This window comes from Klebsiella sp. JB_Kp042, assembly GCF_040065275.1.
Taxonomy (GTDB): domain Bacteria; phylum Pseudomonadota; class Gammaproteobacteria; order Enterobacterales; family Enterobacteriaceae; genus Klebsiella; species Klebsiella quasipneumoniae.
On sequence record NZ_JBEAJL010000015.1, the window covers coordinates 136,744 to 151,398 of the forward strand.

General features: G+C 60.5%; 14 protein-coding genes and 2 pseudogenes. 7 read left to right on the forward strand and 9 right to left on the reverse strand.

The features are described 5' to 3' along the window. The first annotated feature begins 69 nt into the window (after positions 1–69). The gene (gene rpoS / locus ABLV54_RS04925; protein WP_002915106.1) at positions 70–1,062 is read left to right on the forward strand and encodes an RNA polymerase sigma factor RpoS; all 993 of its coding nucleotides are present in this window, start codon (positions 70–72) and stop codon (positions 1,060–1,062) included. A 52-nt stretch (positions 1,063–1,114) separates the two neighbouring features. Here the strand turns inward: rpoS and ABLV54_RS04930 are convergent, their stop codons facing one another. Both ABLV54_RS04930 and ABLV54_RS04935 read right to left on the reverse strand, forming a co-directional pair. Next, complete coding sequence (locus ABLV54_RS04930; protein WP_101881243.1) at positions 1,115–1,492, reverse strand: DUF4440 domain-containing protein; 378 nt, start codon at positions 1,490–1,492, stop codon at positions 1,115–1,117. Beyond that, positions 1,489–2,690, reverse strand: a pseudogene (locus ABLV54_RS04935) (MFS transporter). Before ABLV54_RS04935 ends, ABLV54_RS04930 begins: the two are co-directional and overlap by 4 nt. A gap of 108 nt (positions 2,691–2,798) precedes the next feature. On the opposite strand from ABLV54_RS04935, the gene ABLV54_RS04940 reads away from it, so the two are divergent. Continuing rightward, a complete protein-coding gene (locus ABLV54_RS04940) occupies positions 2,799–3,686 on the forward strand; it encodes a LysR family transcriptional regulator (protein ID WP_032453901.1) in 888 nt (295 codons plus the stop codon). Positions 3,687–3,694: 8 nt separating this feature from the next. Here ABLV54_RS04940 and ABLV54_RS04945 read toward each other — a convergent pair whose 3' ends face one another. After that, positions 3,695–4,102: a MarR family transcriptional regulator gene (locus tag ABLV54_RS04945; RefSeq protein ID WP_023290815.1), complete on the reverse strand. Its 408-nt coding sequence runs from the start codon at positions 4,100–4,102 to the stop codon at positions 3,695–3,697. A gap of 172 nt (positions 4,103–4,274) precedes the next feature. Between ABLV54_RS04945 and ABLV54_RS04950 the strand changes: the two genes are divergently transcribed. The 4 genes from ABLV54_RS04950 (at position 4,275) to ABLV54_RS04965 (ending at position 7,126) form a co-directional block, all read left to right on the forward strand. Then, a complete protein-coding gene (locus ABLV54_RS04950; protein ID WP_023290814.1) occupies positions 4,275–4,868 on the forward strand; it encodes a non-oxidative hydroxyarylic acid decarboxylases subunit B in 594 nt (197 codons plus the stop codon). Next, complete coding sequence (locus tag ABLV54_RS04955; protein WP_004205612.1) at positions 4,868–6,295, forward strand: non-oxidative hydroxyarylic acid decarboxylases subunit C; 1,428 nt, start codon at positions 4,868–4,870, stop codon at positions 6,293–6,295. Before ABLV54_RS04950 ends, ABLV54_RS04955 begins: the two co-directional genes overlap by 1 nt. Positions 6,296–6,305: 10 nt before the next feature. Continuing rightward, a complete protein-coding gene (locus ABLV54_RS04960) occupies positions 6,306–6,542 on the forward strand; it encodes a non-oxidative hydroxyarylic acid decarboxylases subunit D (RefSeq protein ID WP_101881242.1) in 237 nt (78 codons plus the stop codon). A 431-nt stretch (positions 6,543–6,973) separates the two neighbouring features. Continuing rightward, positions 6,974–7,126, forward strand: a complete 153-nt coding sequence (locus ABLV54_RS04965) for a Hok/Gef family protein (protein WP_072096588.1) — start codon at positions 6,974–6,976, stop codon at positions 7,124–7,126. Positions 7,127–7,244: 118 nt separating this feature from the next. Here the strand turns inward: ABLV54_RS04965 and mutS are convergent, their stop codons facing one another. Continuing rightward, positions 7,245–9,806, reverse strand: a complete 2,562-nt coding sequence (mutS, locus tag ABLV54_RS04970) for a DNA mismatch repair protein MutS (protein ID WP_023290813.1) — start codon at positions 9,804–9,806, stop codon at positions 7,245–7,247. Positions 9,807–10,102: 296 nt separating this feature from the next. Between mutS and ABLV54_RS04975 the strand changes: the two genes are divergently transcribed. Beyond that, positions 10,103–10,270, forward strand: a complete 168-nt coding sequence (locus tag ABLV54_RS04975) for a hypothetical protein (protein WP_162838135.1) — start codon at positions 10,103–10,105, stop codon at positions 10,268–10,270. On the opposite strand, the pseudogene ABLV54_RS04980 reads toward ABLV54_RS04975, so the two are convergent. The 5 genes and pseudogenes from ABLV54_RS04980 to ABLV54_RS05000 all read right to left on the reverse strand — a co-directional run bounded on the left by ABLV54_RS04980 (position 10,267) and on the right by ABLV54_RS05000 (position 14,612). Beyond that, positions 10,267–10,883, reverse strand: a pseudogene (locus ABLV54_RS04980) (Fic family protein). The gene ABLV54_RS04975 and the pseudogene ABLV54_RS04980 overlap by 4 nt on opposite strands. A 115-nt stretch (positions 10,884–10,998) precedes the next feature. After that, complete coding sequence (locus tag ABLV54_RS04985) at positions 10,999–11,778, reverse strand: heme ABC transporter ATP-binding protein (protein ID WP_072420510.1); 780 nt, start codon at positions 11,776–11,778, stop codon at positions 10,999–11,001. After that, positions 11,771–12,766 (reverse strand): iron ABC transporter permease, encoded by a 996-nt coding sequence (locus ABLV54_RS04990; RefSeq protein WP_050533569.1) that lies wholly within the window; start codon positions 12,764–12,766, stop codon positions 11,771–11,773. Before ABLV54_RS04990 ends, ABLV54_RS04985 begins: the two co-directional genes overlap by 8 nt. After that, a complete protein-coding gene (locus tag ABLV54_RS04995; RefSeq protein WP_101881241.1) occupies positions 12,766–13,584 on the reverse strand; it encodes a hemin ABC transporter substrate-binding protein in 819 nt (272 codons plus the stop codon). Before ABLV54_RS04995 ends, ABLV54_RS04990 begins: the two co-directional genes overlap by 1 nt. Next, complete coding sequence (locus ABLV54_RS05000; RefSeq protein ID WP_101881240.1) at positions 13,581–14,612, reverse strand: ChuX/HutX family heme-like substrate-binding protein; 1,032 nt, start codon at positions 14,610–14,612, stop codon at positions 13,581–13,583. The genes ABLV54_RS04995 and ABLV54_RS05000 overlap by 4 nt, the downstream gene beginning before the upstream one ends. Positions 14,613–14,655 lie beyond the last annotated feature (43 nt).

Sequence of the window (14,655 nt, forward strand, 5' to 3'; positions counted from 1 at the left end):
TCCTGGCGTCTTTTGTTGATGCGCCGTGGAAGGTGCTTTGCTCAGGGATCACGGGTAGGAGCCACCTTTATGAGTCAGAATACGCTGAAAGTTCATGATTTAAATGAAGACGCGGAATTTGATGAGAACGGAATTGAGGTTTTCGACGAGAAGGCCTTAGTAGAAGAGGAACCCAGTGATAGCGATCTGGCTGAGGAAGAGCTGCTGTCGCAAGGCGCAACGCAACGCGTGCTTGACGCCACTCAGCTTTATCTTGGAGAGATTGGTTATTCCCCACTGCTGACCGCGGAAGAGGAAGTCTATTTCGCGCGTCGCGCACTGCGTGGTGATGTCGCTTCACGCCGTCGCATGATTGAAAGCAACCTGCGTCTGGTGGTGAAGATTGCCCGTCGTTACAGCAATCGTGGTCTGGCGCTGCTGGATCTGATTGAAGAAGGTAACCTCGGCCTGATCCGCGCCGTTGAGAAGTTTGACCCGGAACGTGGGTTCCGTTTTTCGACCTATGCGACCTGGTGGATCCGCCAGACCATTGAACGGGCGATCATGAACCAAACCCGTACGATCCGTTTGCCGATCCATATTGTCAAAGAGCTGAACGTCTATCTGCGTACCGCGCGCGAGTTGTCCCACAAGCTGGACCACGAGCCGAGCGCGGAAGAGATTGCCGAACAGCTGGACAAACCGGTCGATGACGTCAGCCGTATGCTGCGTCTGAACGAGCGCATCACCTCGGTGGATACCCCGCTGGGTGGCGATTCAGAAAAAGCGCTGCTGGATATTCTGGCCGATGAGAAAGAGAACGGCCCGGAAGACACCACGCAGGACGATGATATGAAACAAAGCATCGTTAAATGGCTGTTCGAACTGAACGCCAAGCAGCGTGAGGTTCTGGCGCGTCGTTTCGGTCTGCTGGGTTATGAAGCCGCCACCCTGGAAGATGTGGGCCGTGAAATTGGCCTCACTCGCGAGCGTGTGCGTCAGATCCAGGTGGAAGGTCTGCGTCGCCTGCGGGAAATTCTGCAGGGGCAAGGACTGAATATCGAAGCGCTCTTCCGCGAATAAGATCTTTTCTCTCAAAAAGGCCCCCTCGAAAGACGGGGCCTTTTTCTTTGCGCTAGCCGAGGCGGGTTTCCTGCAGATGGCGCCAGACAATTTTCCCTTCCGCTTGCTGAAAAATCGCCGTCGACCAGCGTACGTTCTCACTGCCATCCGCCAGCGTTTGGCGTTCACGGTACAGCACGGCGGCGCCGTCGTGCCACTCGCTGATGATTTTCGCCTGATCCACCACAATGTGTAATTCCGGACGGCTTGCGCCCGCCTGGTGGAAAAAACGGCTCACCGTCGGGTAGTCCATCTTCTCGCCGTTCAAAGGGATCATGGTGAATTCGGCGGCAAAGCGGCTCATCAGCGCCTCAGCGCTACCTTCCCCCTGGCTTAACCAGCGTTCGATAAGGACATGGGCGTCGACGACTTCCTGCAGATAAGGGTTCATGACTTCTCCAGAGTAGTGTGCAGGCGATGGATAATCGCCCGATTATTCAGCCGCAGGCAAAACAGCAGCGGCAACAGGGTTATGGCGGCGGCGCAGCTAAACGCGCCCTGACAGGCGTAGGCCGGCGGGAAGACTCTCAACAGCAGGGCGAGCAGCGCGCTGCCGGCAAAGAAGCTGAGCTGGCGGTTAAGATTCCACAGCGCGCTGGCGTCAGGCATCTCTTCGCCAGGCGTATGCAGGAAAGCGCTGCTTTGCGCGGTGCTGCTGCATAAGCTGCCTCCGCCGCCCATCAGCGTAAAGGCCAGAATCAACAGCGCCAGCGGGCTGCGCGCATCGACCTGCAGCAGCAGCAGGATCCCGCCGCCTGTAGCAGGCAGCCGACCATCACCAGCGGCCGCGGCCCGAAGCGGTTGAAATACCTGCCGGTAAAGGTGATGGCGGCAAACGAGGCCAGCGACCACGGCACCATCAGGGCGCCAGTGGCCCCCGGCGCCATCCCGGTGACGCGTTGCAGGTAGAACATTCCCACCACGTTGACGGCAATAAACATCCCCGGTACGCAGAGATAGATCAGCATGGCGAAGCGCAGGAGAGGATCGGCCAGCAATGACAGCGGGAGAAAGCGGGTCGGCCGGACGGGAGCGGGGCTGTCGTTTAGCCATCGCGCCGCCAGCATAAAGGTAAGCAGGGCGACAGGCAGGCTGGCGAAAAAGACCCAGCGCCAGCTGAACGCCTGGACGAGCAGACCCCCGATCGCCGGCGAGCAGGCGGGCGCCAGCAGGCCGACCAGCATCACCGCCGCCGACAGCTTCGCCCGCTCCTGCGGCTGAAACAGCGGCCACGTCAGCGCCTGGCCGAGGGGGATTAACAGCCCGCCGCCCATCCCCTGCAGCGTACGCCAGAAAATCAGCTCACCCAGGCTATGGGCCAGCCCCGATGCCAGCGCGCCGAGGCTGAACAGCCCCAGCGAGAGTAAAAACAGCCGTTTTGGCCCACAGCGCTGGCTAAGCCAGGCGCTGAACGGTACGACGGCCGTCAGGCCAAGAATATAGGTATTGCTGACCCACGCCAGCTGCGAGACGGACACCGCCAGCTCGTGGCTGATAGCCGGGAAGGCAATGCTGGCGATAAACATATTGATTAGGTCGAGAAAAAAGCCGAACAGAAAAACGGTGGCAACGCGGTGGCGATAGGTCATGATTCACTCCCTCAGACAGGCGGCTACTGTAAACCCGGCGCCGCGGAGGATAAACGGGGCGAATCGGGATATACTGTCTGAATATTTTTGACAATCATCCGGACGACGATGCTAAACCTTCAGCGTGTGACCATGTTTATCGCCGTGGTGGACGCCGGCAGCTTTACCCAGGCCGCCGCGGCGCTGGGGCAGACCAAGGCGGTGGTCAGCTTTAACGTACGGCAACTGGAAAATGAGCTGGGGGTGACGCTGCTGCTGCGCTCGACGCGCCGTCTGCGGCTCACTGACGCCGGGGCGCTGTTCTATCAGCGTGGGGTGGCGCTGCTCAAAGCGGCGGAAAATCTGCAGGATGAGGTCCGGGCCAGCCATAGCGGTTTAAGCGGAGAGCTGCGGATCACCACCACGCCGGAGTATGGCGCGCAGGTCATCATCCCGGCGCTGGCGGCGTTTTCCCGTCATCATCCGGCGCTACGGGTGCGGCACGTCTCGTCCTCCCATCATGCGGATCTTATCTCCGAACGATTTGACGTGGCGATACGCCTCGGTACGCTGGCCGATTCCCGCTATCGGGCGACGCGTATAGCCAGTTTCGCGATCCTGCCCGTCGCCTCTCCGGCCTGGCTGGCGAGCCATCCGGTGTTGACGCTGTCCGATCTGGCGCAAGCTGACTGGATTATTCACGAGCGTCTGCCGGCCCCGCTGCGCTGGCAGCTGCGAACGGATGAACAGGCAGAGGTGGATTTTACGATAGTCAACGCGCCACGGTTTTCAGCCGACAGCGCCACGGCGCTGATGAGCTTTGCTCTGGCCGGATGCGGCATCGCTTTGCTGCCAGCCTGGCTGGTGGCCGGTAAACTGGCGCAGCGGGAGCTGGTGGCTGTCCTGCCGGAATACCATTTCCCGCCGCAGGGAGTGTATGCCCTTTATCCCGATGCGCAGCATATGCCTACCCGGGTGCGGACGTTTATCGACTTCCTGCGCGAGCAGCTCGGCTAGGCGCTTGCTCAGGGAACCATCATTTTACGCACCAGCCGGGAGAACTGTTCGCGTTCATCATCGCTCAGGCGGCCAAGAAACTCGTCATCGACCTCATTGCCTTGCGGAATGGAACGGTTAAGCAGCGCCTCGCCTTCGTCGGTCAGATAGACAAAACGGCGGCGTTTATCGGCCGGATCGTGCTCCCGGCGCACCAGGCCGCGCGCTTCCATCCGGCTGAGCATCTCCGCCAGCGTGGCCTTCGTACTGACCGCCGCTTCAATCAGCACCACCTGTTCGATCCCCGGCTGCTCCGCAACCGAGCGCATCACCGCATACTGAGGCTTAGTCAGGTCCGGTAACGCCTGCTGCCAGCGGGCGGTATGTTGTTGAAAAAGCTGGCGCAGCAGGTGGAATGCTTCGTTTCGTAACTCCATGGATACTCCGTAACAAAACTGTCACCTCTATGATAGCCGTTCGTACGCCTTTTTATACCTTTTCCCTGTTTGATTAAAAATGCGAACGTATACGAACGATCTTGTCATTCGGCTCAGGAGAGGGTAATTTAAGCATAAAGTTCGTGTACGAACAAATTGAATGAGGTCTGGAATGAAACTGATTGTTGGGATGACGGGGGCCACCGGGGCTCCGCTTGGGGTGGCATTACTGCAGGCGCTGCGCGATATGCCGGAGGTGGAAACCCATCTGGTGATGTCGAAGTGGGCCAAAACCACCATCGAGCTGGAAACGCCCTGGACGGCACGGGAAGTGGCCGCGCTGGCGGACTTTTCCCACAGCCCGGCCGACCAGGCCGCCACCATCTCATCAGGTTCATTTCGTACCGACGGCATGATCGTGATTCCCTGCAGTATGAAAACGCTGGCAGGCATTCGCGCAGGCTATGCCGAGGGGCTGGTGGGACGCGCGGCGGACGTGGTGCTTAAAGAGGGGCGCAAGCTGGTGCTGGTCCCGCGGGAAATGCCGCTCAGCACGATCCATCTGGAGAACATGCTGGCGCTGTCCCGTATGGGCGTGGCGATGGTGCCGCCGATGCCGGCTTACTATAACCACCCGGAGACGGTTGACGATATCACCAACCACATTGTGACCCGGGTGCTGGATCAGTTTGGCCTCGACTATCACAAAGCGCGCCGCTGGAACGGCTTGCGCACGGCAGAACAATTAGCACAGGAGATCGAATAATGGCTTTTGATGATTTGCGCAGCTTTTTGCAGGCTCTGGATGACCAGGGACAACTGCTGAAAATCAGTGAGGAGGTGAACGCTGAGCCAGACCTGGCGGCGGCAGCCAATGCCACCGGACGCATCGGCGACGGCGCCCCGGCGCTGTGGTTCGATAATATTCGCGGCTTTACCGATGCCCGGGTGACGATGAACACCATCGGCTCGTGGCAGAACCATGCCATCTCGCTGGGCCTGCCGCCCAACACGCCGGTGAAAAAGCAGATTGATGAATTCATCCGCCGTTGGGATAACTTCCCGGTGACGCCAGAGCGCCGCGCCAACCCGGCATGGGCGGAAAACACCGTGGATGGCGATGATATCAACCTGTTCGATATTCTGCCGCTGTTCCGCCTCAACGATGGCGACGGCGGGTTCTACCTCGACAAAGCCTGTGTCGTTTCGCGCGATCCGCTTGACCCTGACAACTTCGGTAAGCAAAACGTCGGTATCTACCGTATGGAAGTGAAAGGCAAGCGCAAGCTCGGCCTGCAGCCGGTGCCGATGCACGATATCGCCCTGCATCTGCATAAAGCGGAAGAGCGCGGGGAAGACCTGCCGATCGCCATTACCCTCGGTAACGACCCGATTATCACCCTGATGGGCGCCACGCCGCTGAAATACGATCAGTCAGAATATGAAATGGCCGGCGCGCTGCGCGAGAGCCCGTATCCCATCGCCACCGCGCCGCTGACCGGCTTTGACGTGCCCTGGGGTTCGGAAGTGATCCTCGAAGGGGTGATTGAAGGCCGTAAGCGTGAGATAGAGGGGCCGTTCGGTGAGTTTACCGGCCACTACTCCGGCGGTCGTAACATGACGGTAGTGCGCATCGACAAAGTCTCGTATCGCAGCAAACCGATTTTTGAATCGCTCTATCTCGGTATGCCGTGGACCGAAATCGACTATCTGATGGGCCCGGCCACCTGCGTGCCGCTGTATCAGCAGCTGAAGGCAGAGTTCCCGGAAGTGCAGGCGGTCAACGCTATGTACACCCACGGTCTGCTGGCGATTATCTCCACCAAAAAACGCTACGGCGGTTTTGCCCGCGCGGTGGGTTTGCGGGCGATGACCACTCCCCACGGCCTCGGCTATGTGAAGATGGTGATCATGGTTGATGAAGACGTCGACCCGTTCAACCTGCCGCAGGTGATGTGGGCGCTCTCCTCGAAGGTTAACCCGGCGGGAGACCTGGTGCAGTTGCCGAACATGTCGGTCCTTGAACTTGACCCAGGCTCCAGCCCGGCGGGCATCACCGACAAGCTAATTATCGACGCCACCACCCCGGTTGCGCCGGACCTTCGCGGCCACTACAGCCAGCCGGTGCAGGATCTGCCGGAAACCAAAGCCTGGGCTGAAAAACTGACCGCTATGCTGGCCAACCGTAAATAAGGAGAAGAAGATGATTTGTCCACGTTGCGCCGATGAAAAGATTGACGTCATGGCGAAATCGCCGGTGAAAGGAGTCTGGACGGTGTATCAGTGCCAGCACTGTCTGTATACCTGGCGGGATACCGAGCCGCTGCGCCGCACCAGCCGTGAGCACTATCCCGAAGTGTTCCGGATGACGCAGAAAGATATTGATGAGGCGCCGCAGGTGCCGCACGTCCCGCCGCTATTGCCGGAAGATAAGCGTTAATGAAAAGAGCCCGCTAAGGGCTTATCCTGTTAAGGTTATTTTACCTGCCATTTTAAAATTGGGTCGTGCGCAAACTGCCTGCGACCATCACGCCGACTGGGATAATCTCTCCGTCGGCTTTTTTATATTTCGCAAAATGATAAAAGTTATTTACTCATTAAATCCAGAAATTATGTAAAGGGGTAATATAATGGGGCGACTTTGCGAGTCGGCTTCCAGATTAATATAAAATCCGTCTGATTAATTCCTTGCAGATAAATTTCACGCCATGACGAGTATAGAATAGCGGCGGGTGCTTGAGGCTGTCTGGCCTTGAGCAAGACCAGGACCCCAGACAGACGAAAGCCCCAGGAGATATTTCTATCAACTGAGGCTAGCGAATGAACATAGACAATTCAGATGTTAGTCTCTTCTTTGCAGGGAGGCAAGATATGCTGACAAAATATGCCCTTGTGGCAATCATCGTACTGTGTATTACGGTACTGGGATTTACGCTTTTGGTGCGCAGCTCGCTGTGCGAACTCAGTATTAAAGAGCGTAGTATTGAGTTTAAAGCTGTTCTCGCTTACGAATCGAAGAAGTAGCATCCGCGCGGGGGCAACCCCGCGTATTGGTTGTCAGGACGCATCCTCTTGCACCCATTTTTAGTTTGTTAAAACGGCAGCGCGGAGCGGCGCTGCCGTTTTTCGCCTTAATGGGGCGCTAGACCAGACTTTTCAGACGGTAGATCCACTCCAGCGCCTGACGCGGGGTCAGGGAGTCCGGATCAAGATTCTCCAGCGCCTCAACCGCAGGCGAGGTCTCTTCCGGAGCGGCGAGCAGCGACATCTGCGTGCCGTCGACCTGGGTCGCCGCCGCGTTGGGCGAGATACTCTCCAGCTCGCGCAGTTTCTGCCGCGCGCGCTTGATCACCTCTTTCGGCACCCCGGCCAGCGCGGCGACCGCCAGGCCGTAGCTCTTGCTGGCCGCGCCATCCTGCACGCTGTGCATAAAGGCGATGGTGTCGCCATGCTCCAGCGCGTCGAGATGGACGTTGGCGACGCCTTCCATTTTCTCCGGCAGCTGAGTGAGCTCGAAGTAGTGGGTGGCGAACAGCGTCAGCGCCTTGATTTTGTTGGCGAGATTTTCCGCACAGGCCCATGCCAGCGACAGACCGTCGTAGGTGGACGTGCCGCGGCCAATCTCATCCATCAGCACCAGGCTGTGTTCGGTGGCGTTGTGCAGGATATTGGCGGTTTCAGTCATCTCCACCATAAAGGTCGAGCGGCCGCTAGCCAGGTCATCCGCCGCGCCGACGCGGGTAAAGATGCGATCGATGGGGCCTATCTCCACCTTCTGCGCCGGGACGTAGCTGCCGATATAGGCCAGCAGCGCAATCAGCGCGGTCTGGCGCATATAGGTACTTTTACCGCCCATGTTCGGCCCGGTGATGATCAGCATCCGCCGCTGCGGCGCCAGCTGCAGCGGGTTGGCGATAAACGGCTCTTTCAGCACCTGCTCGACCACCGGATGGCGGCCTTCGCTGATGCGAATGCCCGGCTTATCGCTAAAGGTCGGGCAGCAGTAGTTGAGGGTTTCCGCGCGTTCCGCCAGGTTGACCAGCACGTCCAGCTCGGCCAGCGCGCTGGCGCTCGCCTGCAGGTCGGCAAGGTGCGGCAGCAGCAGGTCGAACAGTTCGTCATAAAGCTGCTTTTCCAGCGCCAGCGCTTTGCCCTTGGAGGTCAGCACCTTATCTTCGTATTCCTTCAGCTCAGGAATAATATAGCGTTCGGCGTTTTTCAGCGTCTGGCGTCGCACGTAGTGGATCGGCGCGAGGTGGCTCTGGCCGCGGCTGATCTGAATGTAGTAGCCGTGGACGGCGTTGTAGCCGACCTTCAGGGTGTCGAGGCCTAGCCGCTCGCGCTCGCGGATCTCCAGCTTATCGAGATAATCGGTGGCGCCATCGGCCAGCGCCCGCCACTCGTCCAGCTCTTCGCTGTAGCCTGGAGCGATGACCCCGCCGTCGCGGACCAGCACCGGCGGGGCGTCGATCACCGCGCGCTCCAGCAGTTCGCGCAGTTCACTAAACTCGCCCATTTTTTCGCGCAATTTTTGCACCGGCTGACTGTCAACGTCAGCCAGCTGCTCGCGCAGCAGGGGCAACTGCTGCAGGGCATGACGCATGCGGGCTAAATCGCGTGGACGGGCGGTACGCAGCGCCAGACGCGCCAGAATACGTTCCAGATCGCCAACCTGGCGCAGCACCGGCTGCAGCTCGGTATAGCGCTCCTGCAGCGCGCCGATGGTCTGCTGGCGCTCCACCAGCACGGCGGTATCGCGGACCGGCATATGCAGCCAGCGCTTGAGCATCCGGCTGCCCATCGGCGTCACCGTACAGTCGAGTACCGAGGCCAGAGTGTTATCGGTGCCGCCGGCGAGATTCTGGGTGATCTCGAGGTTACGGCGGGTGGCGGCATCCATAATGATGCTGTCCTGCTGGCGCTCCATGGTGATGGAGCGAATATGCGGCAGCGAGGTGCGCTGGGTGTCTTTGACATACTGCAGCAGGCAGCCGGCGGCGCACAGGCCGCGGGGGGCGTTTTCCACGCCGAAGCCGACCAGATCGCGGGTGCCGAACTGCAGGTTAAGCTGCTGGCGCGCGGTGTCGATTTCAAATTCCCACAGCGGGCGACGGCGCAGGCCGCGGCGGCCTTCGATCAGCGACGATTCGGCAAAATCTTCCGCGTACAGCAGCTCCGCCGGATTAGTACGCTGCAGCTCTGCCGCCATGGTTTCGCGGTCGGCCGGTTCGCTCAGGCGGAAGCGGCCGGAGCTGATGTCCAGCGTCGCGTAGCCAAAGCCTTTGCTGTCCTGCCAGATGGCGGCCAGCAGGTTGTCCTGACGCTCCTGCAGCAGCGCTTCATCGCTGATGGTGCCCGGCGTGACGATACGCACCACTTTACGCTCGACCGGCCCTTTGGTGGTGGCCGGGTCGCCTATTTGCTCGCAAATAGCTACCGACTCGCCCTGATTAACCAGTTTCGCAAGATAGTTTTCCACCGCGTGGTGGGGGATGCCGGCCATGGGAATGGGTTCGCCCGCGGAGGCGCCGCGTTTGGTCAGCGAGATATCGAGCAGCTGCGACGCGCGTTTCGCATCGTCATAAAACAGCTCGTAAAAATCCCCCATCCGGTAAAACAGCAGAATGTCAGGATGTTGCGCCTTCAGCTTGAGATACTGCTGCATCATCGGCGTGTGGGCGTCGAGATTGTCAATTGTGCTCATGGGGTGTTATCCAGATCCCTGATTTGAAATGGCTGCGATTTTGTTGTTTTCGTCGTTATCACATGGATGAGACATGATAACGGAGATGGGCAGGCGAGGGAAACTGACGAACGCGCGCGGCGCGATCCGGATTCCAGTTGCAGAGGGGGATGAGTCATCACAAGCCAGCATCAGGATGTGCAGTTACCGGTTCAAAAAAGCCCTAACCGATATTTCCCTGGATAAGCCTTAACGGCAGCAGTTAGCAACGATCCTTGATATACTGAAACCATCAGGTGAATGAAAAGGGAGATGCCATGAGTCACAACAAAAAAGATCAAGCCACATACGCCAGACCTTCCCGCGCTGACATCGTTCGTTCTGTTGCGACATCAACCGCGGTCGAGACAGGGCAACCCTCAGCCAGAGTTGAAGAGAGTCTTGAAGCCGCGCGCAAAAAATATGCGCATCTTCGTCTTGCCTAATCCCTTCTTAAGGCCATGCTGACCCAGTGTTTCATCGGTCGATAGTCCAGAGTCAAACCTGCATGGATAGCCGATATATACTGGGTTTTGTTTTGTTCCCAGCTTTGATAATTCAGCGGTTTATAGCCAGCCTGCACCGCCATCACATCAGCTAATAATCGTGATAAACGCCCGTTACCCTCTCTGAATGGATGGATGAGGATCAATTCAACATGTGTGACTGCGATAGCTTCTGTGAGCTGCAATTCACTCATGCCTGAACAAGGCGTATAATGAGCAAGGTATTTCTTATCAAAATCGTTTAGCAGTTTAGCCAGCTGTGCTGAAGGGGCGAACATAAAATCGCCTTTGCTGATATTGACCGTTCTTTCCTGCCTGCCCATGCATAGATATTGCCTAACCAGCGATAATGCCACTTTTTCAGGATATTGACGCTGAGCAATCCGGTTGGAAAGTGTTCCTCAAAAACCGAGCGATAAAGTTGTTCCAGCAGTACCAGTTCTACGCTATCCATCTCATTTGCGTCAGCAATCCCGAGTTTATTAGCCAAAACCCGTTCACCTGAATTTTTCTCATACTGGCCTTCGCTGCCAGCAACTGTGTATCGGCTCATGGGGACCCTCAAAAGGGAACGCTGATAGATATGAAAGTATAATGCTCATCAGCTTTTGCGGTGTAATACCGAACGCGCGCGGCGCGATCCGGATTCCAGTTGCGCCGCGCGGGGGTTACGGCGCCAGATAGACCTGGGGGGCCGCGTTGTCCGGATGCTGGCCGAGGCGGACATCCGCCCCGTACCAGCGATGGATAACCGACTGCTGGATCACCTCCTGCGGCGTCCCCTGGGCGACCAGGCGGCCCTGGTGTAGCAGCAGGATGCGGTCGGCCCACAGGGCGGCGAGGTTAAGGTCATGCAGCACCACGCACACGTGCAGTTGCCCGCCGGCGGTGAGCCGTTTGAGCAAGCGCAGCAGATGCTGTTGATAGTAAAGGTCCAGCGCCGAGGTGGGCTCATCGAGAAACAGCCAGCCCTGCGGCGCGCCGTCGCGCCACAGCTGCGCCAGACAGCGGGCGAGCTGCACCCGCTGCTGCTCGCCGCCGGAGAGGCCGGGATAGCGGCGGCCGGCAAGGTCATCGCAGCCGGTGACGGCCATTACCGCCGCCAGCTCCGCCGGGTCCGCGGTCGGGCCCCACGGCGAGCGCCCCATGGCGATGACCGTTTCCACCGTCCAGTCGGCCTGCAGGGCCGTACGCTGTAGCATGACCGCCCGCCGGCGCGCCAGCGCCTCGGGTGACCACGCCTCCAGCGGCGTGCCCGCCAGACGGCGGGTACCGCTATCCGGGGTCAGGTACCCGGTCAGCAGCCGCAGCAGGGTGGATTTGCCCGCGCCGTTCGGCCCGATAAGCGCCGTCATCTCGCCGCCGCGCAGCGCGACGGAGATGTTGTCGATAATCTGCCGCTGGCCGAGGCGAAGCGCCAGCCCCTGCGCGCAATATTCATTAGCCATGTTTGGGGTTCTCCCGACGAAAGACCAGCCACAGAAACCAGGGGGCGCCCAGCAGGCTGGTGAGCAGACCGACCGGCATCTCCGCCGGCGCCGCCATGGTGCGGGCCAGGGTGTCGGCCAGCAGAAGCAGGATCGCGCCGGCCAGCAGCGAGCCGGGGATCAGCCCGCGATGGTCCGGCCCCAGCCACAGGCGCATCAGGTGCGGCACCACCAGGCCAATAAAGCCGATGACGCCGCTGATGGCCACCGCCGCGGCCACCAGCACCGCGCTGCACAGCAGCAGCCAGCGCTGCAGCGCCCGCACGTTGACCCCGAGATAGTGCGCTTCTTCATCGCCGAGCTGCAGCAAATTCAGGCGGGAGGCCATCCACCACACCGCCAGCGCCGCCGGGATGATCAGGGTCGCAGCCACCAACAGGGTCGGCCACTCGGCCTGGCCCAGACTGCCCATGCCCCACAGCGACAGCTGGCGCAGCTGGGCGTCGTTGCTCAGCCAGGCCAGCACGCCGACCAGCGCCCCGCACAGCGCGTTGATGGCGATCCCCACCAGCAGCAGGCGCGACAGCGACCCCTCCTCCGCCCGGCTGAGGATAAAAATCACCACCATCACCGCCAGGCTGCCGATAAACGCAGCCAGCATCGGCATATACAGAGCGATCAGCCCCGTTGCGGAGAGCGGGAGCACCAGCCAGCTGGCCACCGCCAGCGCGGCGCCGCTGCTGATGCCCAGCAGGCCCGGGTCGGCAAGCGGGTTGCGAAACAACCCCTGCATCACGCAGCCGGAGAGGGCCAGCGCCGCGCCTACCAGCAGGGCCAGCAGCACCCGCGGCAGACGGATGGTCAGCCAGATGTGGCGCAGCATCTCATCCCCGGCGGGCAGCAGGCTGGCCAGCGGCAAACGCATCGCGCCAAGGGTGGTGGCGAACAGCGTCAGCAGGACCAGTAGCAGCGTCATCAACAGCAAACGGCGGGCGAGGGCAGGGCGCATCAGGGCAGATGCTCCGCTTTTTCACGCAGCGCGATAATCGCCTGCGGGGTGCGTGGTCCGAAGCCGAGCAGGGCCATATCGTCGATCGTCAGCAGCTGCTTATGACGCCCCGCCGGGGTCTGCGCCAGGCCGGGCAGTCTCCACAGCCCGGCTTCGCCGCCCATCCCTTTGAGACCATCGGCGGAGATCACCACCAGATCCGCCTGGCTGGCGGCCACCCCCTCCTGCGACATCGCCCGATAGTGGTCGAAGCCCTGCATCGCGTTCTGCAGCCCGGCGGCGCGAATGGCGCCATCGGCCGCGGTGCGTTGCCCGGCTACCAGGGTATTCATTCCGCCGTGGCTGAGAATAAACAGCACCCGCTTAGCAACCGGCTGCGTTGGAATGGCGGCGATCTGTTGCTGAAGCTGCTGGCGCAGCGCGTCGCCCGCCGGGGTTTTGCCTAACGCTTCGGCAATGACGGCCACTTTGCTATCGATCGCGGCCAGGCTTTCGCCGCCCGGCACGTTAACCACCTTCACGCCGCTCGCCTGCACCTTGTGTAAGACCAGCGAGGGCTGCGCCTGGGCGCTCGCTAGCACCAGCTGCGGACGTAATGCGAGGATCCCCTCGGCGTTCAGCTGCCGCAGGTAGCCGACATCCGGCAGCTTTTGCGCCGCCGGGGGCCAGCTGCTGGTGCTGTCCCGGGCGACCAGGTTCTGTTGCGCGCCAAGGGCATAGACGATCTCAGTGACATCGCCGCCGAGGGTGACGAGCCGTTCCACGGCGGCGTGGCTCAGCAGCGGGAAGGCGATGAGAAGCAGTAACCAGCGCATCATGCGGGCAGTCCTTCGCGGGTCAGACGATCCACCTGCTGGCGCCATTGCGCCTGCTCGGGGTGGCCCTCGCTGCGCTGGCCATAGAGCTGGGCGATCTGGGTGCCGTCTTTGGCGAACAGCTCGACGCTGGTGACGTGTCCGTCTGAGGTCGGCTTACGGGTCACCCACACTTCATCGAGGCTCTCTTCACGCAGATGGAGGGTAAAGGTGGTATTGAAGATATTCAGCCAGCCGCGCATCGGCGCCAGCTTTTCCAGGGCGCCGGTGAAGATCTGCACGCAGCCGCGATTGCCGACGAAGATCATGATTTCATTGCCCTCCTGGCGCACCGTCTCCAGTAACGCTGGCAGCGCATGGCGATCAACGCGGCAGGCGAGGTCGTCGCTCACCAGGCGGAAGGCCTGCTGGCGGGAAAGCTGATATTTACGCAGCAGACCGAAGAACTGGTGTACGTCGGTCATCGCGCGCCAGTCGTTCTCCAGGGCGGCGCCGTCGGCGCTCTCGGCATATTTCACCGTCTCCAGCGGGCGCAGAACCAGCGGCGCCGGGGCCGCCACCCGATGTTCCGCGATCAGGGTGTCCCAGGCCGCCATGTCGGTCTGCGTGGTCGCATAGACTTTCAGCAGGGCGTCGCCGTGGTGGTCGAAAAACTGAATGCTCTGGCGACCGTTATCGTTCAGATGGAAAGCGCTGGCCCACTGGCTGAGGAACAGACGCAGGTCGAGCGCGCGCGGGTTGAGCACCAGCCCGGCGTGGCCGCTGAGGTGCTGGTGCGTGAACTGGCCGACCTGCTCATGCACGGCATACTCGTTGCGGCAGATGCATTTGGTTTCACCGACGCGCTCAAGGGCGGCAATCAGCGCCCGGGCGTCATCGATCAGGCGCACGGCATCGTGACCGAGGCGGGCGGCGGTCAGCTCGGCTTCGCTGATTCCCATTTCCGCAGCGATATCGCGGGCATATTTCGCGGTGCTGGACGCTTTGGTGGCCTGGTAGCGCTGCCACAGATCGGGGTGGGCATTGGGCATAATCATATCCTTCTCAATGTTCAATATCCCCGGCCGGCGGGCC

What these genes read in the sequence shown, in the direction of transcription:
- rpoS (WP_002915106.1), top strand. Translation starts at nt 70, where the DNA reads ATGAGTCAGAATACGCTGAAAGTTCATGATTTAAATGAAGACGCGGAA.
- ABLV54_RS05000 (WP_101881240.1), bottom strand. Translation starts at nt 14,612, where the DNA reads ATGCCCAATGCCCACCCCGATCTGTGGCAGCGCTACCAGGCCACCAAA.
- ABLV54_RS04975 (WP_162838135.1), top strand. Translation starts at nt 10,103, where the DNA reads ATGAGTCACAACAAAAAAGATCAAGCCACATACGCCAGACCTTCCCGC.
- ABLV54_RS04965 (WP_072096588.1), top strand. Translation starts at nt 6,974, where the DNA reads ATGCTGACAAAATATGCCCTTGTGGCAATCATCGTACTGTGTATTACG.
- ABLV54_RS04995 (WP_101881241.1), bottom strand. Translation starts at nt 13,584, where the DNA reads ATGATGCGCTGGTTACTGCTTCTCATCGCCTTCCCGCTGCTGAGCCAC.
- ABLV54_RS04950 (WP_023290814.1), top strand. Translation starts at nt 4,275, where the DNA reads ATGAAACTGATTGTTGGGATGACGGGGGCCACCGGGGCTCCGCTTGGG.
- ABLV54_RS04990 (WP_050533569.1), bottom strand. Translation starts at nt 12,766, where the DNA reads ATGCGCCCTGCCCTCGCCCGCCGTTTGCTGTTGATGACGCTGCTACTG.
- ABLV54_RS04955 (WP_004205612.1), top strand. Translation starts at nt 4,868, where the DNA reads ATGGCTTTTGATGATTTGCGCAGCTTTTTGCAGGCTCTGGATGACCAG.
- ABLV54_RS04930 (WP_101881243.1), bottom strand. Translation starts at nt 1,492, where the DNA reads ATGAACCCTTATCTGCAGGAAGTCGTCGACGCCCATGTCCTTATCGAA.
- ABLV54_RS04940 (WP_032453901.1), top strand. Translation starts at nt 2,799, where the DNA reads ATGCTAAACCTTCAGCGTGTGACCATGTTTATCGCCGTGGTGGACGCC.
- ABLV54_RS04985 (WP_072420510.1), bottom strand. Translation starts at nt 11,778, where the DNA reads ATGGCTAATGAATATTGCGCGCAGGGGCTGGCGCTTCGCCTCGGCCAG.
- ABLV54_RS04945 (WP_023290815.1), bottom strand. Translation starts at nt 4,102, where the DNA reads ATGGAGTTACGAAACGAAGCATTCCACCTGCTGCGCCAGCTTTTTCAA.
- ABLV54_RS04960 (WP_101881242.1), top strand. Translation starts at nt 6,306, where the DNA reads ATGATTTGTCCACGTTGCGCCGATGAAAAGATTGACGTCATGGCGAAA.
- mutS (WP_023290813.1), bottom strand. Translation starts at nt 9,806, where the DNA reads ATGAGCACAATTGACAATCTCGACGCCCACACGCCGATGATGCAGCAG.